This is a genomic window from Paraliomyxa miuraensis, assembly GCF_026337845.1.
Lineage (GTDB): Bacteria > Myxococcota_A > Polyangia > Nannocystales > Nannocystaceae > Paraliomyxa > Paraliomyxa miuraensis.
Genome location: NZ_JAOVZF010000151.1, coordinates 175,554 through 199,945 on the forward strand (window position 1 = coordinate 175,554; position 24,392 = coordinate 199,945).

General features: G+C 70.1%; 19 protein-coding genes and 5 tRNA genes. 11 read left to right on the forward strand and 13 right to left on the reverse strand.

Annotated elements, in window-relative coordinates:
• Positions 1-25 precede the first annotated feature (25 nt).
• The 4 genes from OEB96_RS18755 to OEB96_RS18770 form a co-directional block, all read right to left on the reverse strand.
• A complete protein-coding gene (locus tag OEB96_RS18755) occupies positions 26-535 on the reverse strand; it encodes a hypothetical protein (RefSeq protein WP_266217528.1) in 510 nt (169 codons plus the stop codon).
• 95 nt (positions 536-630) lie between these two features.
• The gene (locus tag OEB96_RS18760) at positions 631-999 is read right to left on the reverse strand and encodes a PH domain-containing protein (RefSeq protein ID WP_266217529.1); all 369 of its coding nucleotides are present in this window, start codon (positions 997-999) and stop codon (positions 631-633) included.
• A 151-nt stretch (positions 1,000-1,150) separates the two neighbouring features.
• Positions 1,151-2,299: a hypothetical protein gene (locus OEB96_RS18765; protein WP_266217531.1), complete on the reverse strand. Its 1,149-nt coding sequence runs from the start codon at positions 2,297-2,299 to the stop codon at positions 1,151-1,153.
• A 149-nt stretch (positions 2,300-2,448) separates the two neighbouring features.
• A complete protein-coding gene (locus OEB96_RS18770; RefSeq protein ID WP_266217532.1) occupies positions 2,449-3,531 on the reverse strand; it encodes a hypothetical protein in 1,083 nt (360 codons plus the stop codon).
• 98 nt (positions 3,532-3,629) lie between these two features.
• Here OEB96_RS18770 and OEB96_RS18775 point away from each other — a divergent pair, with 98 nt between their 5' ends.
• On the forward strand, positions 3,630-5,234 hold the full coding sequence (locus OEB96_RS18775) for a WGR domain-containing protein (protein WP_266217533.1): 1,605 nt from the start codon (positions 3,630-3,632) through the stop codon (positions 5,232-5,234).
• A gap of 51 nt (positions 5,235-5,285) precedes the next feature.
• Here the strand turns inward: OEB96_RS18775 and OEB96_RS18780 are convergent, their stop codons facing one another.
• Positions 5,286-5,957 carry a hypothetical protein gene (locus OEB96_RS18780; protein WP_266217534.1) on the reverse strand — a complete coding sequence of 224 codons (672 nt, stop codon included), beginning with the start codon at positions 5,955-5,957 and terminating at the stop codon, positions 5,286-5,288.
• A gap of 97 nt (positions 5,958-6,054) precedes the next feature.
• Here OEB96_RS18780 and OEB96_RS18785 point away from each other — a divergent pair, with 97 nt between their 5' ends.
• Together OEB96_RS18785 and OEB96_RS18790 are read left to right on the forward strand one after the other, a co-directional pair.
• Positions 6,055-6,546, forward strand: a complete 492-nt coding sequence (locus OEB96_RS18785; RefSeq protein ID WP_266217535.1) for a hypothetical protein — start codon at positions 6,055-6,057, stop codon at positions 6,544-6,546.
• A 33-nt stretch (positions 6,547-6,579) separates the two neighbouring features.
• Entirely contained in the window at positions 6,580-7,524 is a 945-nt protein-coding gene (locus OEB96_RS18790; RefSeq protein WP_266217536.1) for a hypothetical protein, read from the forward strand.
• A 9-nt stretch (positions 7,525-7,533) separates the two neighbouring features.
• On the opposite strand, the gene OEB96_RS18795 is transcribed toward OEB96_RS18790, so the two are convergent.
• The 5 genes from OEB96_RS18795 to OEB96_RS18815 all read right to left on the reverse strand — a co-directional run bounded on the left by OEB96_RS18795 (position 7,534) and on the right by OEB96_RS18815 (position 8,038).
• A tRNA-Tyr gene (locus OEB96_RS18795) sits at positions 7,534-7,617 on the reverse strand.
• A 1-nt stretch (position 7,618) separates the two neighbouring features.
• Positions 7,619-7,702, reverse strand: a tRNA-Ser gene (locus OEB96_RS18800).
• Positions 7,703-7,739: 37 nt separating this feature from the next.
• A tRNA-Ser gene (locus OEB96_RS18805) sits at positions 7,740-7,822 on the reverse strand.
• Between the two features lie 2 nt (positions 7,823-7,824).
• Positions 7,825-7,917: transfer RNA gene (locus OEB96_RS18810), tRNA-Ser, on the reverse strand.
• 38 nt (positions 7,918-7,955) lie between these two features.
• Positions 7,956-8,038, reverse strand: a tRNA-Ser gene (locus tag OEB96_RS18815).
• 359 nt (positions 8,039-8,397) lie between these two features.
• Between OEB96_RS18815 and OEB96_RS18820 the strand changes: the two genes are divergently transcribed.
• Positions 8,398-8,901: a hypothetical protein gene (locus OEB96_RS18820; protein WP_266217537.1), complete on the forward strand. Its 504-nt coding sequence runs from the start codon at positions 8,398-8,400 to the stop codon at positions 8,899-8,901.
• A 42-nt stretch (positions 8,902-8,943) separates the two neighbouring features.
• Here the strand turns inward: OEB96_RS18820 and OEB96_RS18825 are convergent, their stop codons facing one another.
• Complete coding sequence (locus tag OEB96_RS18825) at positions 8,944-9,597, reverse strand: hypothetical protein (protein WP_266217538.1); 654 nt, start codon at positions 9,595-9,597, stop codon at positions 8,944-8,946.
• Between the two features lie 173 nt (positions 9,598-9,770).
• Here OEB96_RS18825 and OEB96_RS18830 point away from each other — a divergent pair, with 173 nt between their 5' ends.
• The 3 genes from OEB96_RS18830 to OEB96_RS18840 all read left to right on the forward strand — a co-directional run bounded on the left by OEB96_RS18830 (position 9,771) and on the right by OEB96_RS18840 (position 12,947).
• Positions 9,771-10,826, forward strand: coding sequence for a hypothetical protein (locus OEB96_RS18830; RefSeq protein WP_266217539.1), 1,056 nt, complete (start codon positions 9,771-9,773; stop codon positions 10,824-10,826).
• A 149-nt stretch (positions 10,827-10,975) separates the two neighbouring features.
• A complete protein-coding gene (locus OEB96_RS18835; protein WP_266217540.1) occupies positions 10,976-12,268 on the forward strand; it encodes an RNA polymerase sigma factor in 1,293 nt (430 codons plus the stop codon).
• Between the two features lie 34 nt (positions 12,269-12,302).
• Positions 12,303-12,947: a hypothetical protein gene (locus OEB96_RS18840; RefSeq protein WP_266217541.1), complete on the forward strand. Its 645-nt coding sequence runs from the start codon at positions 12,303-12,305 to the stop codon at positions 12,945-12,947.
• On the opposite strand, the gene OEB96_RS18845 is transcribed toward OEB96_RS18840, so the two are convergent.
• Positions 12,944-13,474, reverse strand: coding sequence for an FxsA family protein (locus OEB96_RS18845; protein ID WP_266217542.1), 531 nt, complete (start codon positions 13,472-13,474; stop codon positions 12,944-12,946). The genes OEB96_RS18840 and OEB96_RS18845 overlap by 4 nt on opposite strands.
• Positions 13,475-13,678: 204 nt before the next feature.
• Here OEB96_RS18845 and OEB96_RS18850 point away from each other — a divergent pair, with 204 nt between their 5' ends.
• The 4 genes from OEB96_RS18850 (at position 13,679) to OEB96_RS18865 (ending at position 17,920) form a co-directional block, all read left to right on the forward strand.
• Positions 13,679-14,410 (forward strand): TetR/AcrR family transcriptional regulator, encoded by a 732-nt coding sequence (locus tag OEB96_RS18850; protein WP_266217544.1) that lies wholly within the window; start codon positions 13,679-13,681, stop codon positions 14,408-14,410.
• Between the two features lie 97 nt (positions 14,411-14,507).
• A complete protein-coding gene (locus tag OEB96_RS18855; protein WP_266217546.1) occupies positions 14,508-15,179 on the forward strand; it encodes an RNA polymerase sigma factor in 672 nt (223 codons plus the stop codon).
• A 42-nt stretch (positions 15,180-15,221) separates the two neighbouring features.
• Positions 15,222-17,342 carry a bifunctional serine/threonine-protein kinase/formylglycine-generating enzyme family protein gene (locus OEB96_RS18860; RefSeq protein WP_266217548.1) on the forward strand — a complete coding sequence of 707 codons (2,121 nt, stop codon included), beginning with the start codon at positions 15,222-15,224 and terminating at the stop codon, positions 17,340-17,342.
• Positions 17,343-17,404: 62 nt separating this feature from the next.
• Entirely contained in the window at positions 17,405-17,920 is a 516-nt protein-coding gene (locus tag OEB96_RS18865) for a hypothetical protein (RefSeq protein ID WP_266217549.1), read from the forward strand.
• 16 nt (positions 17,921-17,936) lie between these two features.
• Here OEB96_RS18865 and OEB96_RS18870 read toward each other — a convergent pair whose 3' ends face one another.
• Complete coding sequence (locus OEB96_RS18870; protein ID WP_266217551.1) at positions 17,937-24,272, reverse strand: Ig-like domain-containing alpha-2-macroglobulin family protein; 6,336 nt, start codon at positions 24,270-24,272, stop codon at positions 17,937-17,939.
• Positions 24,273-24,392 lie beyond the last annotated feature (120 nt).

Here is a 24,392-nt window from a genome sequence, read left to right on the forward strand (position 1 = left end):
TCGGACTCTCGGCGGAGTCTCACGCTCACGGCGGCAGCGGACGCAGCGCGCAGTGCCCCTGCTCGCAGAACGCCTCCTGCTCGATGCACCTGGGCCCCACGTACCGACATCCATCGCTCAGGTAGCCCGTGCACACGCGCTCGTCGATCGCCTCCTGGGCCCGACGAAAGTCGACGATGCGGGCGCTGGCGATCGCGGCTCTGCACGCCCCGAAGCAGCGGGTGTCGGCGAGCGCGGCGGTACACTCCGCGTCGGCGTTGCACGTGCCGCCGGCGGCCTCCACGAGCTCGTGCATCGCGGCGCGGGCGAAGGCCTCCCGCTGCTCACAGGAGGATGCGTTGGTGGGGGCGTCCTCGGGGATGGCCAGCAGCGGCGGGTCGATGGTCGGGGAGGGCGCAGGCGCAGGCGCCGGTACGGCCTCGTCGGGGGCGGGCGTGCGCTCCGTCTTCGTCGGCGGTGGTGGTGGTTCCTTGCGGGACCCACAGCCAGCGCTGCAGATCAGCACCAGCGCGATCGATCCTGCGCGACGAGCCATGGGGCACCCATCGCTCCACAGCCTAGGATCCACGCGGAGGGCTGCATCGGGCGTGGCAGCCGCTCCGCCGCGGCGTGTGCCGTGCTTGGGACCGCTCACTCGCCGAGCGATCGCGAGGCCATCCACGCCTGCACGTCCTCTTGTCCCAGCGCCCAGAACGTGAACGCGCTCATCGCCACCCCGAACAGCCCGGTCGCGAGCACGATGAGCCCCACCGTGTCGCCGAGCCCCAGCGAGACCGCCTGCAGCACCGTGATCCCGCCGAACAGGATGCCGAGCGCGGCGAACCCCCGCACGATCGATCGCATGCCCTCGCTGCCGCGCAGCAAGAACACCACCACCAGGGCCCCGATCACCAGACGGATCCACACCTTGGTGGCGCTCGAGTCCTGCAGCAGCCAGAGCCCATCGAGGACCATCGACGCGAGATAGATGCCGATGACGGCCTTGAGCTTGGTGGGCATGGCGGAGGCCATACCACGAATGCGACCGACGCGCCGAACTCCACGAGCATGGGACCCGCGCGCTGGAGAGCAGCGTGTGCCCGACTTCAGCATGGGGATGCCGACGTCGGGTGCCGGCGGGGAGTACCGGCGAGCGGCCGTCGCGCGCGGCTCAGCCCTCGGGGCCGATCTGCTCGCACGTCTGGGCGATCACCTCCGCCAGCGTGCCGCTGAGCACCATGTTCATCTCGTCGGCGGCGGCCTGCGGGTCGTCCTCCGCCAGGTTCTCGTCGGGCAGCGGCTGCACGATCGGCGCCTCGCCCACGTTGGCGAGGAAGTCGTCGAGCGGCAGGTTGCCCATGGCACTGCAAGCGTTCTCGTTGAGGAATCCGCCCGCGATGATGCAGTCGGTGCCGCCGCAGCCGGCCTTGGCGGCGACGAGCTTGTCGAGCATGGCCAGGCCGCCCGGCATCCCACCGATCATCAGGGGGGTCTGATCGGGCTCGTCTTGCATGAAGAACACCACCAGCACCGAGCCCTGGTCGCGGATGAAGCCCGCGTTGGTGGCGTCGTTGGCCGCGTCGGCGACCCAGCCCGCGGGGGCGGTCGACATCTCGATGTTGGAGCCGCCCGTGCCGATGTTGGCGGCCGACGAGAACCAGGTCTCGAGGCCCGTCAGCGCCGCTCCGCCCGCGCCGATCGTGTAGTCGTAGAACGTCTGGCCGCCGCCCGGATCGTAGAGCCGTCCCTGGGCGCCGTTGCGCCCCGTGTCGGTCACGTCGGGGGTGATGTAGAACGAGCTGTTGGGCTGGCCGCCGTCGCCGGTGAACGTGCAGTTGCCGTTCATGATCGAGGTGGAGCCCGAGCCCGAGTAGCCCATCTCGGTGCTGGTCACGCCCACGTGCAGGTTGGTACCGGCCGGGAGCGTGCTGTCGAGCGTGGCGGCAAACGCCGGAAACGCCAGGCCCAGCGCGGCCTGGTAGTCGCCCATGGAGCCCGAGTTGTCGATCACGAACACGAGGTCGACCGAGGTGCAGCCCTCGTTGCAGCCCTCGCCCACGCACGGACCCGGGACGTCGCCCGCCGCCACGTCGAGCTTGATGCCGCCGCTCTCCTCGTCGGCGCTGCCGCCCGAGGTGGTCGCCGCCGAGGTCCCGGCCGAGGCGCTCGTGTCCTCGCCCGTGGTCGGTTCCTGCGTGGTCGTGGCCGTCGTGGAGTTCGTGATCGCGGTGTCGACGTCGAACGGGTTGCTCGGCGCTGGATCTCCGCAGCCGGCCAGGGCCGACAGCGCCAGGATGGTGGCTCCACGTCGTGTTCGCATCTTGGATCTCCCGGTGAGGACTCGCCCCGTGCCAACGATGCGTCACGAGGCACGCCATCGGCAAGCCCGGTATTGGTCGCTGTCGTTCGTGTGCTCGCGCCAACGGTCGTGACGAGTGCTCTTGGCCATGGGTGGGTCGCCGTCCCGCGCTACCCTTCGGGGAACGAGGTCATGCAGTCGGTCAGCGGCCCCGTCATGCCGCTCATGCCCGGGAAGGGTGGCCCGACCACCATCGGCCCCGTCGCGAGCACGGGCGAGACCGCCAGGGTGACCGGATCGGCCTCGAACAGCTCGGCGTTCAGGGTCATCACGTAGAGCCGCGAGACCCCGTCGTCGAACAGCGCCCCGCCGAGGGCGTGGATCCCATAGGTCCCCGCCATCCCGATCGACGTCCCCGTGCCGGTGGTGTAGTCGAAGTCGTAGATCTCGCCCGAGTCGATCGCAAATCCCGGGTTGTCGGTGATGGCCCCCGACCCATCGATGCCCGGCGCCATGTCGTCGATGTCGGCCGCGACCGCCACGGCCAGGTCGGTGATGACCTCGTAGGAGAAGTCGCCCGCGAGGTAGTTCCCCGTGAAGCGGATCAGCCGGTTGCCCACCGAGTTGCTGCTGTCCACCCCCGTGTCCATCAGGTACACGCGCCCCTCGCAGTCGGTGTAGAGCGCCTCGATGAACAGCGCGTCGGCCATGTTGCCCAGCACGTCGACCTCGAGGTCGGTGGCCACCGTGGGCGGTGCGGCCACGTGATAGAGCTGGGTCTGGCCCAGCACCCCGCGCGCGCCGAGCAGCGAGCCATCGTCGAGCATCGTGATCGAGTTGAACTCGACCACCCCGGGTGCATCGGTCAGCAGCGGAGGGTCGTTGGTGATGGTGCTGGTCACGAGCTGCACCACGCTGCCGTCGGCGGGATCGAGCGCGATGTAGACGATGAGATCCTCCACCGAGTACCACAGCTGGGGATCGGGCAGCACCCGCGTGGAAACGTCGTCCATGCCCCCCACGTCGAAGATCGGGCCGTCGTCCACCGAGACCGTGGTCGCATCGGCGGCCGTGGTTCCACTGGTGGGGTCGGGCTCGACGGTGGTGCCCGGTGGGTCGCTGCTGGTCTCCATCGCAGTCGTGGGGTCGGGCCGGGTGGTGCTCGTCGTCGAGGTCTCCTCGTCGCCGGAGTCGGGGGACTTGCAGCCGAGCACGAGGGCGAGGCCGAGAAGGTGGAGTCGACGGATGGGCATGGTCTTGGACCGAACCCAGCGTAGATCGGTCCCGCTCGCCCTCGCCACCACGACGAGAATGTGGATCCCTCCCCGGGTTGTGCGGCAATATCCCGTCCATGGCCCAAGCGAAGAAGAAGACCACGACCAAGAAGGTCGCCGCCAAGAAGACCGCCACGGCCAAGAAGGCCGCAGCCCCGGCCAAGAAGGCCGCCTCGGCCAAGAAGGCCGCAGCCCCGGCCGCCCCCGCGCCGTCGACGGGATCCGGAGGGCTGATCGAGGAAGTCACGCTCAACTGGACCGACCTGACCGGGGCCAAGACCGGGGCCAAGAGCCTGGGCTCCAACAAGTACTACAAGGCGACCCTCACCGAGCTCGGCAAGGGGCGCTTCCAGGTCGTGTTCAACTACGGGCGAGTCGGGGCGACCGGGCAGACCCAGACGCTGATGTTCAGCGATCTGGCCCAGGCGCGTCGTCAGCTCGAGTCCAAGGTCAATGGCAAGGTCGCCAAGGGCTACACGCGGCTGGAGATGCGGACCCAGCAGGACGAGATCGCCAAGGCCAAGGAGAAGGGCGTCGAGGTCACCAAGAACAAGCAGGCGACCAAGAAGCTGGACGTCCATCCCCAGGTCGCCAGCCTGCTCGAGCTGATCTACACCGAGGCCGGCAACGCGGTGAAGCGCGGTCTGAGCTCGAGCGCCGGGGCGCGGGACGACGCCCCCCTGGGCAATCTCCGCGACTCCCAGCTCGACAAGGGCGCCGACATCCTCGACGAGCTCGACGAGCTGGTGGGCAAGCCGCGACCGAGCAAGGCGGCGCTGGTCAAGCTCACCAACGCCTATCTCTCCAACATCCCGCGCAACATCGACTACGCGCGACGCGGCAGCAAGCTCGACCTGTCGCTCATCCTGCTCGATTCGAAGGAGCGCGTCGAGGACCAGCGCCGGTTCCTGACCCTGCTGCGCGACGCCCACCTGCAGAAGGAAGTGTTCGCCGAGGCCGCCCACGCCGACGATCCGCTCGACGTCTGGTACAAGGGCCTCAGCTGCGATCTGGACTACCTCGATCCCAAGGGCAAGGAGTACGAGCGGGTCGCCAAGCTCTTCGACGTGGGGCAGTCGCCCAAGAACTCCAACTTCTTCGGCAAGCTTGCGGTGGCCCGGGCATGGAAGCTCGAGCGCCAGGGCAAGGAGCCGCTGTTCAAGCAGTACGCGGCCACGGTCATCGACAAGAAGGGGGCCACGGGGATCGTCCCGGGCTGGCACGGCACCCGCACCGAGAACCTCATGGGCATCTCCAAGAGCGGCCTGCTGATGCCGGAGAACCTGCCCAAGGGGGTCCACATCACCGGCAAGGCATTCGGCAAGGGCATCTACCACGCTCCTCGCTGGCCCGACGCCGGCAAGCCCATCAAGGCCGAGGATGGCAAGTCGTACAAGCGCTACAATGGCGCGCTCAAGAGCATGAACTACACCTCGATCTCGGGGGCCTACTGGGCCAGTGGCAACACGGGGAAGGTGGGCTTCATGTTCCTCGAGGAGATGGCCCTGGGAGTCCCCGAAGTCCACCTCAAGGCGTGCTGGGACCGCGCACGCCCGGCCAAGGGCCACGACTACATCTATGCCAGGTCGCACGGCAACCCGCAGCTCTCCCACGACGAGGTCGTGACGTTCACCGAGAACGCCTCGCGCCTGACCCACTTGCTCGAGATCAAGTACAAGTGACGCAGGGGGGCGGGGACCGGATCGGCTCCGTCATCGCACCCGTCGTCGGGATCACCGGACCTGGCCGGTGATCTCGATGACGCCCGCGCCCAGGTGGGCGACGATCGGGGCGCTGGCATCGAAGGCCGACAGGTAGCGCCGTGGAATCAGCACCGCGTCCCCGTCGCGCTCGAGCTCGGCCAGCGGGTCGGCGGCGGGGTCGGCCACCGTGAGCACCAGACCCGAGCCCATGTCTGCGCTGTCGAGGTGCACGACGCGGCCGGTCAAGCCGGCCTGCTCGAGGAGCGCGCGAGGCACGATGGCCTGGCCCTCGCGATCGAGCTGCAGGGCGATCTTGGCGGGCCCGCTCGCCTGCGGGGCGGCCGGCGACGGCGGGGCGGCCTCGGCTCCGGAGAGCGACGACGGCGTGGGCGGGATGGCCTGCTGCTGTCGGAGGCTGCCGTCGTAGTCCGCCGGGTCGTCGCTCTTCTCGTAGTAGAGCAGCGCCTGGACCTTCTTGTCGCCCGCGAGCACGTCGATGGTGGTGCGGGTGTAGCTGGGACCCATGGCCCCCTTTTCGAACAGCTCGCGGACCACCGGGGAGATCTCCCGGTGGCGGACCCCGTGGACGGTGCGCTTGACCTCGTTGGAGACGTCGAGCGCAGTGAACATGAAGGCTCGCGACGTCAGCTCTTCGACGACGCGGCGCGTTTCCTCGACGATCTCGGCACGCTTGTCGGACACCCTGACAGCAAGCCACAGGCTCCATGGGCTTGGCAAGGGCAGGGGCTCGGTCGAGGCGGTGGCTCCAAGTGAGAGGTCTCGACTATCCTCGTGCTCCGTGCCGGCCGGTCCTCGCGTCGTCCACGACGACGAACAGCTGCAGATCGTGATCTGGGATCGCGTGGTCACCAGTCGCTGGAGGGGGGCGCCCACCGAGGATGCCCTGCGCATCCTGGGGGAGCACCAGCGCACGCTGACCGACTCGTTCGACGAGCGGCGCATCGTGGCGCTGACGATCGTGGGGCCACGGGCCACCATGCTGCTGAGCGGCGAGGCTCGCAAGGAAGCGGAGGTGCAGGCCAAGGTCGGGCGGGAGACCTTGATCGCGCTCGCCCTGGTGGTGGAAGGCGAGGGCTTCATCGCCGCCACCGCTCGTGCGGTGATCTCCGGGGTGCAGCTGGCGGTGCGCAACCCCTATCCCACCAAGGTCTTCGCCATCGTCGACGATGCCCGGCTCTGGATCGAGGAGCGGCTGCGCGCCGAGGGCCACGTCGCGACGGCCGCCGGGCTCCACGGGGCGTTCGACGCCGGCCTCGGCGGGCAGGACTGATGGCGTGGCTCGATCTCGGGTACGCTTGGCACGATGATCCGCGCCTCGGTGTCCCTCGCTGGGCTGCTCTACCTCCCGGGCATTGCCAGCGCGGCGGTGCCGCTGCCCCAGCTGGGATGGGCGCCCGTCGAGGTGACGTCGGCCCCTCCACCGGAGGTGCCGGTGCAACGACCCACGGAGGCTCCACCGCCGGTGACGAGCACACCACCGCCGGTCGAGACGGCGCCGCCCCCGAGCGAGCCTGCGCTTCCACCCGAGCCCTCGGCTCCGGTCGAGGCGGAGCCGCCTCCGGTCGAGGCGGCTCCGGTCGAGGCGGCTCCGGTCGAGGCTGCTCCGGCTCCGGTCGAGGTCGCGCCCGTCGAGGCGGCTCCGGTCGAGCCGGCCGAAGGTCTCGAGCCGGCCGAGGACTTCGAGCCCGTACGGTACCGTCCCTCGAGCCCCCCGCCGCTGGCCGGTGCGGGCATGCGGGTGGGCGGCGGCATCCTGGTCGGCGCCGGCGGGCTCACCGTGCTCTCCGGTCTGGCGCTCCTGGCCATCAGCGAGAGTCTTGGTGGCGACTCCACCTCGCGTGGGATCAGTGCGGCGATCGTCGTCGTGGGTGCCGCCGAGATCGGTGGTGGTGTCGCACTCATCGTCCCCGGCATGCGTCGAGCGCAGGCGCTGCGCGAGTGGGAAGCCGAGCACTCGATCGATGCGCCCAGCGCCGGCTACGGGATGATCGTGGGCGGATCGGTTCTGCTCGGCGCGGGGGGCATCAACATGATCACCGTGGTGGTCGCATCGGCCGTCGATGGCCAAGTGCCCGTGGGCAACCTCCTCCTCGGGCTCGGTGAGCTCGGGGCAGGCGCGGCGCTGCTCACCATCGGCACGAAGCGCCGCAAGGCCTACCGCGACTGGGAGAAGCGCACCTTCGGCCCGCCGTCGCTGTCGCTGCTGCCTGGCGGCGGGATGACGGTGGGCGTGTCCGGTCGCTTCTGAGCTGGTGGGTCCGTGGGGCAGGATTCGAACCTGCAATGCGCGCGAGCGCCCCGGATTTACAGTCCGGTGCCCTACCGATTGGGCGTCCCACGGATGGCGGAAGGGGAGGGAATCGAACCCCCTGGGGCAGTACCCCACGACTTTCGAAGCCGTTTGCCAGACCAAATGGCTCCCTTCCAGGACGTAGGCCTTGGCGGCCTACGAGAGATGAAATGCGGAGGGTGAGGGAGTCGAACCCCCAGAGCCCAATTGGGCTCGCTATGTTCAAGACAGCTTGGCTTGCCATGCCGAACCCTCCGGCGGAAGGTGAGGGGATCGAACCCCCGCTGACCTGGGAGACCAGACCAGACCTTCGCGTTCCAAGCGAGTGCCTTGCCGCTCGGCCAACCTTCCATCGGTATACGAAGGTCGTGACGCAGCGCGGATGCAAGCGGAGGGAGCGGGAGTCGAACCCGCGCTGGCGTACCAGACCACGGCTTAGCGGGCCGGTGCCTTACCACTCGGCCATCCCTCCGAAGGAGCGCCCAACGGCGCTTTGCTGGCGCTGCGTCGCGACGTACTCGACATCAGGGCGCAATGATCCGCCCACTCACGCCGCCACCATGCATGGTGGCCGCGCGGGTGGTCACGATCGCACGCCTTGCGTACGAAGCCGCCGCCTAACGAGAGCGTGACGAGCTTCGACTGCCGAGCAAATACGCATACGACGAGGAGTACTCGTACGCGAGAGCGTACAAGAACCGTCGGGTGTGTGCGTGATGCTGGACAGGAGCCATCGTCGACCTCTTGAAGAGGCACCTTACGCGATGGAAGAGGCTTGTCAACTTCGAAGTGCGATCGAAATGCACCGGCTCGCAGTATGATCGCCACCCGATGCGACGGCCTCGATGGATTCGATGGACGATGGTGCTGGTGCTCGGTGCTTGTGCTCCGGCGTCGCAGACCCCCGAGGGCACCGTGAGTCGGAACGAGACGTCACCATCGCCGCCGGCCGCGTCGAGCAAGGACGCCGTCGCTGGCGATCCGGATCGGCCGTGTGAGGCGCTGACTCGGACCGAGTGCATGCGCTCCACCTCATGCACGCTCGAGCACGAGGCTCCGCGCTCCCAGCAGTATCGGTGCCGACCTTCGCGCGAGCCCTGCGAGGTGGGGTTTGCCCAGGCGGGCTTTTGGGGCAGCGGGACCGAGGGGGTGACGCGTTCGAAGCAGCAGCAAGCGGAGTGCAACGCCCGACCCGGCTGCGGCTTCGTCGACGGCGGGTGCTACTGCCACTGTCGGGGCATGGGTCGGACGACGGTACCCGATGGCGACGAGGCCGAGGACTGCGATTGCGAGTGCGGCGGAGGCCCGCCGCCGAGCTGTCGCGCGCAGCCGTGATGGCTCGCGCCGGCACGACCTCGGGCCGTGCCAGGCAAGGGGCTACGGGCAGCCCACCGCGTCGAACGTGACGTTGGCGTCGAAGTCGAATGCGTCGGCGCCGTGGATGGCTCCGCGGACCAAACCCTCGTCGGTGATCGCGAGGATGTCGACCACGCCCTCGAGCGTACCGCCACCCCACGAGCAATCGCCTTCGGGGTAGGGCTCGCCGGTCACGCTGAAGCCACCGTTGAGATCGGGCCACAGGTCGTAGCTGCCCGGCTGCTGGAGCGCGGGCGGGAGCGTGAAGCTCACCGACCAGCGAGTGCCGCACTCGTTGGCCGCAAAGGGATCCTCGCAGGTGGCCGCGCCGTTGGTGATCACCACGAGCAAGGCGTCGGGATCGATGTCCGAGCCCCCATCGTCACCGCCCGAGTCGAGCCCACCCCCGCCCGGCGAGGGCAGGTCGCCATGGCGAATCGCAAACGCGGTGACCACGTTGGGATCGCCCGGGTCCGGCTCGATGCTGGCCCCGGTGGTGGTGGTGGCGTCGTCCTCGTCGTTCTCGTCGTTCTCGTCGTCCTCGTCGTCCTCGAGCTCGCCTTCCTCGGAGACGTCATCGTCGTCACCGATGTCCGTGGGTCCGAAGGGCACGTCGCATGCGGCCAGGGGAGCACAAAGGATCGAGAGCACGAGCAAGCCAGGGATCGTCTTCATGATGGATGGTCCTTCAAGTCAAGGGCCCGCGGCGGGGCTACACGGGAAGAGGTGCCCGGCTCGGCCGCCACCCTTCACGGCCCCCGCGAATTTCCTTCCCCTCGGTCGAGTTCTCCCGGGTCGAGCGCTACGGGCGCGCTCTCGATCGAGGGTCCTTGCTATGCTCCGCGGCGATGTGGGGGAGCCTGCTGGGCCTCGTGTGGGCCCTTGGCGCCGCGCCGAGCGAGGACGCGGTGTCGTGGCAGGCTCCGCCGTCCTGCCCCGATGCCGCGGTGGTGCGCGGACGCATCGAGGAACTGTTGCGCCGACCGCTCGGGGTCGACGAGGTGCGGATCGAGGCGGTCGTTCGCGCCGAGGGCGAGGGCTTCGTGCTCGCGCTGCGAGTGATTGCGGGCGAGGTGGTGGACGAGCGCGAGCTTGCGGCCGAGCGCTGCGCGGCGCTGGCCGACACGGCAGCCCTGCTCGCGGCCGTGATGGTGGACCCCGATGTCGCCGACACGCTGTTGGTCCCAGAGCCCGATGTGGCGGAGCCGGAGCCCGAGGTCGAGCTGCCGTCGGCGGAGCCGGAGCCGGAGCCGAAGCCCGAGCCGCCGTCGGCGGAGGAGCCGGAGCCCGAGTCACTGCCGGCGAGGCCAGAGCCCGAGCCGGGCTCCGATCGCTCGATTCCCGAGACCGCGCGGCCCACTACGCTGCCGCGCGGCCCTTCCGCTTGGCTGCGCGCGCAGGCGGGAGGCGAGTACGGGGCCATCCCCGGCGGCACCGGGGGCGCTGCCGTGACCATCGCCATCGGCGGGGCTTCGGTGCGAGGCGAGCTGTCGGGTCAGTACTGGATCGGCCGGCAGGCCCAGAGCCCCCATGCCTCGGCCCGGGTCCACCTCGGGCACGTGGCCGGGCGAGCGTGCCGCCTGCTGCCCGCTCGCCCGCTCGCGGCGGCGCTGTGCGGGGGGATCGAGCTGGGGGTGATGCGCGGTGATGCCCTCGCGCCGGCCTCCCTGACGCGGCTGCGCCCGTGGCTGGCGGCGCAGGCCGAGGTCGCCCTACGCTGGCAGCCGCGACCTCGCGTCGCCCTGTGGGTCGGCGCCCAGCCGTTCGTGCCGCTGGTCTTTCCTCGCTTCGAACTGGTCGACTCCACCGCGCCCACCACGACCGAGCTGATCCATGTGCCCACGAGCGTGGGGATCCGCGGACTCGTTGGGGTGGAGCTGCGCGCGTGGCCCGGCCGATCGTAGGACCCAGCGGCCGGCCCGAACACGTGCGCACGGGGCGATGGAGCATGATGGATCTCCAATGATCACGACATGTTATCGTCGCCGAGGTGATTTTCTGGGGAGGCCCGTGAAGGATCGAGGTCGATCCGGGCACCTGAGGAGACGACCGAATGAGCATGCTCTCGAGCAGCGGTACGGACCACGTCCGGCCGGCGCGGGTCCTCGACGACGAGGTCCCCGAATTCGATGTGCTCTATCGTCATTGGTTTCGCTTCACGTGGTCGGTGCTGCGCCGGCTGGGCGTGCCCGAGGCCTCCATCGAGGACGCGGCGCAAGAGGTCTGGGTGATCGTGCACCGTCGGCTCGATGCGCTCGAGTCTCCGCATGCGACCCGTAGCTGGTTGTTCCAGATCGCACGTCGCGTGGCGGCAAGGCATCGCCGCGGCGAGCAGCGAAGCCGGCGCAAGATCAACGCGCTCGGCTGGGTGCCTCCGCGCTCCAACCAGCCCCATCGCGATCGCGACTCGTTGCTGACGGTGGAGACGCTGCTGGGCCAGATCGACGAGCGCAAGCGCGAGGCGTTCGTGCTCAGCGAGCTCGAGGGCTGGAGCGCTCCCGAGATCGCCAAGGCGGCGGGGACCAACCCCAACACCGTTTACTCGCGGATCCGGCTGGCCCGGGCCGAGCTACGGGCGGGCTGGGACGCGCATGGTCCCGACCAAGATCTCGAGGATGCGCTCGACGATCTGCGCGATCACACCCGGCCTCCCAAGGGGGCGGCCAAGCGCTGCTGGGCGGTGCTGATGCCCAAGCTGGCGCTGGCTTCCAAGGGCACCGTGGCCGGGGTAGGGGCCGGGGCGGGTGCGGTGGCGAGCTGGAAGCTCGCGGTGGCCGGCGCCGCGGTGCTGGGCCTGGCCGCGATCGGTGGCTCGTATACCGGCGGGCGTCGGCCCGCGAGCGAGCATCGGCCGGCCACGGTGACCGAGCGGGATGGCTCGTCGACGGCAGCCCGCGGAGCGGCGCCGGCTCGGGGAGCAGCCGCGCCCATGGAGCCGAGCCCAGCGACGGGGGAGCCCGAGGCAGCGGAGCCCTCGGCATCGACGTCGATCCCCTCGTCGGTCGCCACGGCCGCGCGTGCGGCCGGTGATGCTCGCCCATCGCGGGTCGATCCCCCGGTCGCCCACGCGCCGAGCCTGTCGGACGAGACCGCGCTGCTGACCGCGGCCCAGAGCTCGCTGGCCGCCGGCCAGGCCGAGCGCGCGCTCGAGCAGATCGCCGATCACCGCGAGCGCTTTGCCGGCTCGGCGCTCGGCGATCTTCGCACGCTGCTCGAGATCAAGGCCCTGTGTGCCACCGGACGCGCAACCGAAGCCCACGCCGTGCTCGAGCGAGCGGAGCGGAGCCTGCCCGGATCGGCCTTGCTGCCCAAGATGCGAAAGGCGAGGCAGGGCTGTGCGCCGTGACGCGGTCGGGGCCCGGTGGGCGAGCTGCGGGGCGTTGGCCCTCGCGTGGCTGGGCTCGGCCTGCGCCCTGTCCACGCCGCTGGGCGAGCTGCCGCGCGAGACGAGCGGGGACGCCACGGCCGTCGAGACCGAGACGGGGACCGGCTCCGGTGGCATCACCACGGTGGCGCCCCCGCCGGTCGAGACCGACGGCACCACGGGCGTGGTGGGCCCCTTGCCCATGCATGCCTGGGTGATGCGCTACGACGACTGGCTGATGGCCACCGAAGACACGGCCGAGACCGACTCGGGTCCGTCCGACTCCGGCAATGGAACCGGAACCGGACCCGACATCGCTCCCGATGCTCTCGTGGTCCAGATCTCCACCGGGTCGGACGACTGCATCGATCCGGGAGCGGCGCTCGAGTGCGGCGCTCAATGGCAGATCTCGATGTTGATCCCGCCCGAGCTCCAGGTGCCGGGGACCTATCTCCTATTCGAAGAGCTGTCGGGCTTCGTGAGCATGACCGGCGAGCTCGAGCCGGGCGGATTCTGCTCGGGCGGCGCCGGCACCCTCGAAGGCACGGCAACCCTGCTCGTGGTGAGCGAGGTGGAGGTCCAGGGCTTCCTCTCGGGGACCGAAGGTTCGTCGCTGTTCGGGATCGATACCGACGTGGAGTTCATCGCGCTGGGCTGCTAGCCCGGCGGCAGGGGACGCTCCTCGGCTCGCTCGGCGCTGGCTTCGTGGTCGGCCGACGCGTCGCGTGCATCGTCGACCTCGACCGCATCGACGTCGATCACGGGGCCTCGTCCTCCCGTGGCGCCGGGAAAGCCCCCTGGCGCTCCCACCAGGAAGCTCTGCACCTGGAAGCGATGCGCCAGCCGCTTGCGCACCAGGTGGGCCACCGCGCGTCGCGACCATGGCACCAGCAGCAGCAATCCGGTCACGTCGGTGAGCACGCCGGGTGTGATGAGCAGGACGCCCCCCACCAGCACCAGCACGCTGGAGACCACGCCCTCTTTGGGGATCTCCCCGCGCGCCATCGACTCTTGCCACTGGCGCATGACGCGGGCGCCCTCTCGCTTGGCCAGCCAGGCCCCCAAGAGCCCCGTGCCCAGCACGATCGCCACGGTTGCCCCGGCCCCGAGCTGGGCGCCGATGGTGATGAGCAGGTACAGCTCCACCACGGGGACCACGGTGAAGAGCAGCAGGAGCTTGCCGAGCACGCGGCAAAGCCTAGCAGCCCGGCATGGGCCGACCGACGAATCACCTCCACGGCTGCGGAGATCACGCAACTCGAAAGAAAAAAATGCAGGCCCTCCTTGTGCAGCCCCGGACCGGCTCCTATAGTTGACCGGTCGGACAAGAAAAAGTGCGCGAAACCCACAATACCAGCACCGCCGCTCGGGAAGGCGCCAAGGGAGGCTCGCATGGGTCGCTGTAGCGATGCTCGAGACCGTCTCCTGGCCACGGCGGCACGGCTGATCCACGAGCGCGGCTACACGGCCGTGAGCGTGTCCGACATCTGCAACGAGGCTGGCCTCAAGAAGGGCAGCTTCTATCACTTCTTCCCCTCCAAGCACGCGCTGGTCCTGGCCACCCTCGATCGCTTCGCGGAGTACCAAGAGGCCCGCATGCAGCTCGCCATCGAGAGCGGCACCTCGGCCCGACAGCAGCTGGTGGGCATGCTGACCGGCCTCTACCACGGCTACGTGGCGGCGCAGCGCAGCTACGGTGCCGCCAACGGGTGCCCGCTGGGCAACCTGGCGCAGGAGATGGCCCATCGAGACGCCGAGCTGCGCGCCAAGCTGGCCTCGATCTTCTCGCGCTGGCACGCGCGCCTGACCCAGCTCCTCGAGCTCGCCCGCACCCGCGGGGATCTCGACGTGCCCGACCCAAGGCAGTCGGCCGAGGCCATCATCGCGTATCTGCAGGGCTCGACCCTGCTGGCCAAGGTCACCGGCGATCCCGAGGTGTTCCTCCGCCTGGCCCACGGCGTGCTCGCCCTGGCCAAGGCCGAGCTCCCTCGCGTGGAGGCACCCGAGCCCGAGCCCGCGCGGATGTGCACCGCGTTCTGCGACTCCTCGAGCGATCTGTTCGCATCGACCCTCGACGAGGATGATGGGGTGACGCCATGTCAGGTTCGTCCCGCCTCGTCGTAGTCTTTTTTCGTCCCCGAAACTTTACCGACCAGTCAACTATCCAAGGGTCTCCCGCGCGGAAGATCCCCAAGAGCACCGCTCGATGAGGTGGTGAGCCATGACCGACCTTCACGCCGAATCCTCCGTCTCCTCCTCCCCCGCCAAGGGCCCCAAGCCGGGCCAGATCCATCGCTTGATGGAGGCCTACGTGGATGGCGACGAGCGCGCGTTCGACCAGCTGCACGCGGCGCTCGAGCCTCGACTTCGGGCCCGGCTCAGTCGACTGGTCCGCGATGTCGCGGTGGTCGACGATCTGGTCCAGCTCACCTTCTTGCGCGCTCACGCCGCGCGCGACCGCTTCGCATCGCTGCCCGAGCGGGCGGATCGGGCGGTAGAGGGCTGGTATCTGGCGATCGCCCGCAACGTGGCACTCGATCACCTGCGCCACAACTACCGCCGCGACCGCCGACACGAGACCTTGATCGCCAAGGGCGACGTGTCCGGAATGGGCGTGCCGCAGGTCGAGCCCAACGCCGAGGAGCTTCAGCTCTCGCTCGAGAGCGGCGACGAGATCGCTCGACGGGTCCGCGATGCGATCGAGCAGCTGCCCCCCGGACAGCGCGAGGTGGTCAAGCTGCACAAGCTTCGTGGCATGAGCATGGCCGACATCGCCCAACGACTGGGCGTACGACCAGGGGCGCTGCGCGTGCGGGCCCACCGAGCCTACAAGGCGCTGGCGGGCCTGCTGCTCCCGCAAGGCGAAGACCTCGCGACCTCGGCTGCGGGCTGATGGACCCTCGCGGTTCGCGTATCCTTGCGGCCGGGGTCACCTTTGCCGGGCAATCAGAGCACGCACACCGCATTCAGCCAGCAGCAGGCCACCGCCGGCGAGCAACTCGGTCGCTACCAGTTGCTGTACAAGCTGGCGACCGGTGGCATGGCGGAGATCTATCTCGCCAAGACCTCGGGGATCGAAGGGTTCGAGAAGATCGTGGTGCTCAAGCGGATTCTCCCGCATCTGAGCGCCAACGAGACCTTCGTTGGCATGTTCCTCGACGAGGCGCGCGTTGCCGCCAACCTCGAGCACCCCAACATCGTCAACGTCTACGACATCGGCAAGGCGGGTGAGGACTACTTCTTCACCATGGCCTACCTCCATGGCGAGGATCTCAGCTCCGTGCTGCGGGCGTCCGCACGTGCGGGGCAGGGGATCCCGATGGCGCTGGCGCTGCACATCGTGATCGGAGTCTGCGCCGGGCTGCACTACGCGCACGAGCAAGTCGGGCTCGATGGCACGCCGCTGGGGCTGGTCCACCGCGACGTCTCCACCACCAACGTGTTCATCACGCACGACGGTGCGGTCAAGCTGCTCGACTTCGGGATCGCCAAGGCGGCCACCCAGTCGAAGATGACCCAGGTGGGCGTGCGCAAGGGCAAGGCATCCTATATGTCGCCCGAGCAGTGCCGGGCCGAGCCGCTCGATCGGCGCAGCGACGTGTTCGCGATCGGCATCCTGCTGTGGGAGCTGACCACCATGCGGGGGCTCTACCGCGCCGACAACGAGCTGTCGGTCATGGGCATGATCGCCAACCGTGATGCGCCGCTGCCCTCCTCGGTGTTGTCGGGCTACCCCGAGGAGCTCGAGGCGATCGTGGTCCGAGCGCTCGCTCGCGATCGCGACGAGCGCTATCCGTCCGCGCGTGCGCTGCAGGACGACCTCGAGGCCTTCGTTCGCCAGTACCAGCTGAGCACCACCACGGGCGCCGTGGCCGAGCTGATGCGCGAGCTGTTCGGGGCCAAGCCGCTGCCGTGGGCGCCGGGGGGCCTGCTGGCCCAGGCCGGCATTGCCCTGGGTCCCACGCCCGAGCCCACCAACCCCGGTCGGCTCGGCCCCAGCGGTGATGGAGACGGAACGCCCACCGCGGTGGGTCGCACGTCGGTGCCGGCCTCCGAGGGCGAGCCCGCTCCGCGCTCCAAGGCGCCGCTGTTCGCCGCGATCGGAGCGCTGGGGGTGGTGGCGGCGGTCTCGCTCGCATGGATGACGACCCGCGGCGACGACGGCCCGAGCGACTCGACCACCACGCCTGCCGCGTCCGCCGATTCCTCCGCTGCGCCCGCACCGACACCCGCCGAGGTGCCGGTGGAGCCCGCGGGGCCTTGCCCCGAGGGCATGGTGCTGGTGGAGGGCGGCAACTACTTCATGGGCAGCGACTCGTCCGAGCCGGCCCTGGCGGCGGCCAAGCCCAGCCATCGCGTCGACGTGGGCTCGTTCTGCCTCGACGCGCACGAGGTGACGGTGGCCGAGTTCCACCGCTGCTCCGGCCAGGGGGAGTGCAAGCGAGCGTTCCAGGACAGCCACTGGGCCCAAGAGGAGCCCAAGAACGCGGCCCAGGAATTCTCGTCGCTGTGCAACGAGACGCGCGAGGGGGTCGACGATCACCCGATCAACTGCGTCACGTGGGCGCAGGCCACCACGTACTGTGGCTTCCGTGGGGGGCGGTTGCCGACGGAGCTCGAGTGGGAGTGGGCGGCGCGGGGAGGCGACGGTCGTGCGTTTCCCTGGGGCGACGAGCCGCCGGCGCCCGAGCGGCTCAACGCGTGCGGCAGCGAGTGCCTGGCGTGGTTTCGCCGCACGAAGATCGGCCTCGACGAGAGCATGTTCCCCGCCAGCGATGCGCACGTGGAGACCGCAGCAGTGGGGACCTTCCCCGGGGGTCGGGGCAAGGGTGGCATCGATGATCTCGCGGGCAACGTGGCGGAGTGGACCGCCGATCCGTTTGCGCCGTATCCCGGCGCAGAGGGCAAGGCACCCGAGGGCGCGCGGGTGGTTCGCGGCGCCTCGTTCCACAGCGCCAGGCCGGCGGAGGTCGATCCCGCGTTCCGCCGCGCGGTGCCCGAGGGCTTCCATCCCCATGACGTCGGCTTTCGCTGTGCGGCCGACCCCAAGGAGTGACCACGCCGGTGTACCATTTGGGTGGGCACGGAGACGGCAGTAGGTCGGAGATGATGCGCGAGATGGTGAGAGGGGCGGGTCGACGGGTGGTGCTCGGGATCGCATGCGGTCTCGTCGCCGGGTGTCGCCAGCCCAACCCCGACTGGCTGGGGCCGGCATCGGACACGGACGTGCTCACGACCAGCGATGTCACGGATGCGGATGGAACCGCGGGCGAAGCCAGCGTGGGGTCTTCGGCGGGCTCGGACTCGGACACGGGGGCCATGTGTCAGGGCGACGTCGACTGCGTCGAGCCGACGCCGGTGTGCATCGATGGCACCTGCATGAGCTCCGGCGAGGGCACCCCGTGCAACAACGACGGCGGGTGTCATGCGTCGGCGCCGTTCTGCAATCCCGACGGTGTGTGCCAGGACGGGGGCGAGGGCGATCCCTGCTCGCAGAACGGGCAGACCGATTGCTCCGGTGACTCGCCGATCTGTGGTCCCGACGATCGGTGCCACGATGGCAGCCCGGGCGATCCCTGCGACGGCGAGAGCGACTGCATCAGCGGCACGTGCACCGACGGCACGTGCGACTGATCGCATCCGATCGCATCTACTCCACCACGCGCACCGTCGCCGTCGAGCTGTGTCCGAAGCGCTCGGGCTCGTACATCGCCTCGGCCTTGATGGGCGGCAGCACGAACGTGCCCAGCGTGGTCGCGCGGGCCGTGTAGCTGTAGGTGTAGACCCCGGCCGGCATGGAGTCGGAGAACAGCAGCATCCGGTCGTCGCGTAGATCGGTGTGGTCGAAGCTCCACCACGGCCACCACCAGTGATCGGCGCTCACGGTGCGGCTGGCCTCGCTGGTTGCGGCCACGCTGGTGCGAAAGCGCGGGTTCTGCCCCTCGAAGCCGGCCGGGAGCGCGTCGTCGATCACCACGTAGTTGGCCCGGTCGCGCGCCACGATGGTGAGCGTGACCTTGACGTTGGTGCCGGCCTTCACCTGCCAGCCGCCGTCGGGCAGCTGCTGGACGGCGCTGGCGTCCGGCTTGCCCTCGGCGCCGGCCAGCGCCTCGTAGGTGCGGTGCACCTCGAAGCCCTGATCGACCGCGGGCAGCACGAGGTCCTTGGGTGCGTAGCGCAGGCCCATGCGGTAGTAGAGCTTGCCCGTGCCCTCCTTGCCGAGCACCAGCGAGCGCTCGGGCTTGCCCCCGCCGTTCTCCAGCAGCTCGGCCATCGCGAGCCGCAGCTCCGCGCTGGCCATGCTGCGCCCCTCGAAGCGCTGCTCGCCGGAGAGCTGCTCGTCGAGCCATACCCGCGCGGTGAAGTCGGGCTCGTCGGCCTCCACCGAGCGGTAGTAGCGGTCGGCGGCCACCAGCGCCCAGGCGTTGGCGTGCGTGGTTCCCCAGCGACCGCCTTGCTTGGGATCGCGGCCCGACATGATCCCCGCCATCACCTTGGGCAGCATGGGATCGCCGGGCACGGCCTCGAGCAGGGCGATGAGCGCGATCGCGTCGGTCTGCACGCTCGAGTGCATGAGCACCCGCAGGCCGTCCACGTCGGCTTCGCTCTTGCCCTCGGCGAAGTGCATGGCCCGCGGGCTCTCGATCGCCGCGTCGCGCAGCTCGTCGAGCACCTGGTCGCGGGCGGTGGTGCGGCCGTAGCGGTGGGCTGCGGCCATGAGCAGCGCGTGGGCGTAGAGCGGCATCTCCTTGCGGTGCGCCCACACGCGATCGAACAGGGCCGAGCCGCGCTTCTCACCCGAGAGGATCCACAGGCCCATCGCGCGGCTGGTCCAGTCGTAGTAGGTGCCCCAGCGCGTGCGGTGGCCGTAGGTCACGAAGTTCTCCACGTAGTTCAGCGCTCGGCGCAGCGCCTCCTCGTCGACCGTGTAGCCGGCTCGCTTGCCCTCGAGCAGCGCGAACGTGACCCAGTTGGTGAGGTAGGGCCAGCTCTCGTGATGGCGGCTGGTCCAGTAGCCAAAGCCCCCGTCGTAGTTCTGCTTGTCGAGCAGGCTGCGGATCCCGTCGGCCGCGAGGTGGTTGCGGTACACCACGTCGCGCAGGCTCGCCACCGGGAAGTCGTCGAGGATCTTCGAGAGCGCGAAGATCGGCAGCAGCCGGCTGGCGGTCTGCTCGGCGCACTCGTAGGGATAGGTCACCAGGTAGTCCACCGCGTCTTCGAGACCGGAGAGCGCGGTCGACGACATCGACAGCTCGAGGCCGCCGAACTCGGGCAAGGCCTCGGCGGGCGGGACCACCGTGCGCTCGGTGGCGCCCTCGATCATGCCGTAGTCGGCGAACGCCTCGGCGGTGGCCGGGTAGTGGACCGGCAGCGACAGCTCGGTGGCGTCACGCCCTCCGTTGCTGAGCGCCGCGAATTGCAGGCGCATGGTGCCGACCTGCTGCGTGGCCATGTCGAAGCGAACCTCGCGCGACTGCCCCGCGGGGATCTCCACCATCGTCTGGGCCTCGCCGGGGAGGCTCACGTTGAGGCCGCGGGTGCCCACGAGCACGGCCTGGTCGGCGCCGGTCTGGTTGTCGACCATCACCGAGGCTTCGAAGCGATCACCGAAGTTGGCGAAGCGCGGCAGGCTGGGGCGCAGCATCAAGGGCTTGCGAATGCGCACCGTGGTGTCGCCCTTGCCGAAGCGGTCGGCCTGGGCGGGATCCACCGCCACCGCCATCACGCGGAACGTGGTGAGGTTCTCGGGCATGGGGATCGCGAGGGTGGCCTTGCCCGAGGCGTCGGTGAGCACCTCGGCCTGGTAGAAGGCGGTGGTGGCAAACACCTCGCGCAGCGACACCGGCTGCGCCATCGCCAGCGAGGGATCGAGCGTGGCCCGCTCGGACTCGCCGCCCTTGCTGCGCATCGAGCTGCTGCTCTTGGCCAGCGGGGCTGCTCGGGCGTCCCTGCGCTTGGGGGCTTGCTTGTTCTCGCGGGCGCGCGACTCCTCCATGGGGGCTGCCGGCTGGTCGGGCGAGTCGGCCAACGCTCCGCCCGGGGCGCCGCCCGAGCCGCGGCCATAGCCGGAGCCTCCACCGCCTGCGCCGCGGCCGATGAGCCCCATGTTTCCGAGCCCGATGGTGCCCTCGCCGGTGCCATCGTCATTGTCGAATGCGCCTCCACCGGTCGCCCCCGCCGGCGGCGGCACGTCGCGCGCGAGCACGGCCGCCTGCAGCGCGTACATCCACACGCCGTCCGTGCGCGGGTGGTGGAAGAAGGCGAGGGGATCGGGCGTCTGGTGGCCCATCAGGCTGAGCACGCCCTCGTCGACGACCATCACCGCCACCGCGGCCGGCAGCGCCTCGCCCTTGGCGGTGGTGGTCGTCAGCTCGAGGGTCATGGTGTCGCCGGGCGCCAGCTCCTTGGCCGAGGGCGTCAGCTCGATCGCGATCTTCTTGGCGTCGGTCGACACCGGCAGCTGCACGGTGCCGGTGGCCGCGGCGGGCATGCCCAGGTCCTGACCCTTGGGTGCTCCGGGGACCTCCGCCCGGCCGCGCGTGAGCAGGGCCGAGACCGACACCGAGGGCAGCATGGTGTCGTCGATGGGGATCTCCACGATGGTCGCTCCGCCCTCGACCACCACCGGCAGCTCGAGCGCGATGCCCTCGCGCTCGACCACGACCACGCCGCGCGCCTCGTCGAACGGCGAGCGCACCAGCACGGTGGCGGTGTCGCCGGGCGCATACTCGACCCGGTCGGGTACCAGGTCCACGCGTCGCTCGGTGCTCTCCCACACCACCGAGTCCTTGCCGTGCACGTACACCTGGATCTGGCTGCGGGTGGCGTTGCCGTCGGCGTCCTCGGCGGTGCCGCGCACCAGGTAGGTGCCGGGGGTGCCCACGGGCAGCTCGCAGGTGGCGGGGACGAGGGCCGAGGTCAGCGCGCAGCGGCCCGCCTCGACCTCCTTGGTCTCCGTCTCGTAGATCCAGCGACCGCCGCGCTCCACCGCGGTGCGCGTGGTCTCGCGCCGCAGCAACGTGAGCGCCACGTCGCGGTCGGCCACGCGCTCGCCCTCGAGGTCGACGAGCACCGCCTCGAGCTTGGCCTTCTGCCCCTCACGCAGCACGGTCTGCTCGGCGCGCAGGCCCACGTAGACCCGCGCCGCATGGACCACGAAGCTGCCCTGGCCCGCGATCGCCTGACGGTTGTCGTCGACCACCGTGGCCTCGAGGGTGAACGTGGACGGTGGCGGCGGGCCCTCGTCCTCCTCGGGCTTGGTGGTGGGATCGGGGGCAGGGGTGCCCTCGGGGGGCGGCTCGATCGCGAGCAGCTCGTGCTCGACCGTCGACACGCCCAGGGCATCGAGTGCGCCCGTGCCCTGGGCCACGGTCGTGCTGGCGAAGCTCGGGCCCCAGCCGCCGCCCCAGTCGTCGTAGTACCCGCCGCGATGGCCACGGCCGTAGCGCTGGAAGCCGCGCCCGTAGCCTCCACCGTAGCCGAGGGGCCCATGGCGGCTCGAGGCGATCCCGAAGTGAAAGCCTTCGTTCAGCGCCCCCGGGGGCGAAAAGCCGGTCTGCGAGCGCTGAAGGGTCCAGGTGACCTCGCCTCCGGACAGCGGCGCGCCGTGCAGATAGTCGCCGTGGATCTTGGCCACCAGTCGATCGCCGAACACCAGCGGCTTGGAGTCGTCGCGATCCACCGACACCGTGAACTCGGGCGCGCGGTAGGTCTCGACGGGGAACGAGTGGTAGAAGCGCTGGTCCGAGCCGAACAGGCTGCTCACGGTGAGCGTGAAGGAGAAGTCGCCCGTGCCGTGCTCCTCCTTGGTGGGAATGTCCACGCTGAAGGTCCCGAGCGCGCCGAGCTTCACCGTGCCCTTGGCCACCTCGACGCCGCGCGGGTTGGTCACCTGGTACTCGGCCGGGAAGTCGTGCAGCCACAGCTTCACGCCGCCCTTGGGGCCGCGGGTCTCCTGCCGCAGGATGCCGGCGAGGTGCACGGTGTCGCCGGGCTTGTAGGGCGTGCGATCGGTGAAGAAGAACGCCCGCGGGGTGTCCTCGTCGGTCGACATGCCCGGGTAGCGGTAGCGCCCGCGCAGGTCGCCGTACTCGACGCGCAAGAGCGCGCTGTCGTCCCCGTGCTCGACCGTCAGCAGGGCGCCGTCGGACTCGGCCCCGGCCGTCATGCGGGCCAGGCCGTCCTCGTCGGTCGTGCCCGACCACAGCAGCGTCTTGCCCGAGCGGTCGCGCAGCTCGAGCTTGGCGCTCTCCACCGGCTCGCCGTTGGAGAGCCGCGTGACCATGACCAGGCCCGAGTCGCCGTCGAGCGCGGTGGCCACCCCGAGGTCGGTGACCTCGACCAGCGCGTGGAGGCCGTAGCGCTGGGTCCACCCGTGGTCGCGCACCGGGTTGCTGCGCACGTCGAGCCACAGGTGCCCGTCACCGGGGTCGAGCGCGGGCGACAGATCGAGCGACACCCGCTCGGTGCGGCGCATCGCGTCGGGAGTGGCGAACAGCTTGGTGTAGGTCGGAGGGTCGTGGTACTGCGGCCACTGCCGCTCCGAGTCGTAGGGGTACGCGTCGAGGAAGTCGGGCACCGCGGCGAGCTTCATCGAGCGGGCGCGAAGCTCGATGTTCTTGACCCCGGCGACCAGCAGCTCGAGGTCCTTGCTGGCGGCGCGCTCGATCACCACCGGGTTGCCCATCGAGCTGGTCGGCGAGACCGAGGGGTAGGGCGGTCCGAGGGTGGTGGTGGTCTTGAACTCGCGGGCCAGGGTCTGGCCGTGGAGGTCGCGCAGGCCCGCGTCCACCGTGACCGTGTAGCGAGTGCGGCCCTCGAATTCGCCCGAGAGCACGATGCCCGACCACTGGGGGTTCACCGAGAAGTTGGCCGGCTCGGGAGAGACGTGCACCTTGCTGGCGATGTCGGGATCGGAGAGCTGCGTGCTCGACTCGATGGTGATGCCGTTGTTGGCGTAGCAGGTGCCCCAGCACTTGGCCTTCTTCAGGGTCAGCGGGGGGTAGGTGCGAAAGTGGGTGGTGATCGTCTTGCTCGCGATCGGGCCCTCGCCGTAGGTGCCCGCGGGGATCGACAGCGTGTAGCGGGTGTTGGGCCGGAGCGTGCGCTCGGGGATCACCTCCACGCGGCGAGCGGCCTTCCACTCGGGCTCGGTGGTCGGGGTGGCGGTGGCGGGGCCCGTCTTGGGCGGGGGTGCGAGCCGTAGGCCCATGCGATCGCCGCCGCCCGACAGGGTCATCGCGCCGATGATCGCGGTGCGCTCGACGGCCTGGTTGAACTCCAGTGTGATCGTGGGCTCGAGCGTCACGTCGTCCGACTCGTCCCACGGGGTGCTCGACTCGAGCGCGAGGGTGGGGGTGGAGAAGGCGAAGCGGAAGTCCGAGGCCAGCGCGTTGCCCCACGTGGACTTCACGCCCGCGGGTACCGTCACCGTGTACTTGGTGGAGAACGGCATGCGGCCGGACTCGGGAACGAACGCCAGGGTGCGGGTGCCCAGCCACTGCGTGCCGCCGGGTACGGCGGGCTCGACCGTGAAGGGGATCGACGCGGTCGAGAGCGTGGTGACGTCGGCCAGCGGCACCATCGGTTGGTTGAAGGACAGGCGCACCGCGTCGACGATGGACTGCGCGCCGGTGGGGCCGTGGCGCTCGACCTCGAGGGGGCCGGGATCGGGCGGCGGCGCGGTGGGGCCTTCGCCGTCCTCGGGGGCCTTCAGCGGCACCTCGATGGTCTCGTGGGACGACGGCGGTGGCAGCGGGCTCGGGCGTGGCTCGAGCTTGGTGGCGATGTCGTCGGGCTCTGCCGTGAGCGGCGGGACCCCGGCCCACAGATCGAGCGCGGGCACGCCACCCTCGGCGGGCTCGGCGGACTCGGTGACGGTGGGCTCGGCATCCTCCTCGGTCTTGGTGCACGAAAGGCTCGTGACCGCGACGAGGACGGGGGCGAGGGCGCAGGCGAGGAGGAAGGAGCTCGGCCAGGCACGCATCGTTTCGGACTATATCAGCGCCGCATCGAGCTCGTTGGAGACCGACGGGGAAGGGGTCGTTGGAAGGGACCGGCTACTGACGCACGGGGGGCGCGGACCGGTCTCGGTGCGGTGTACGAC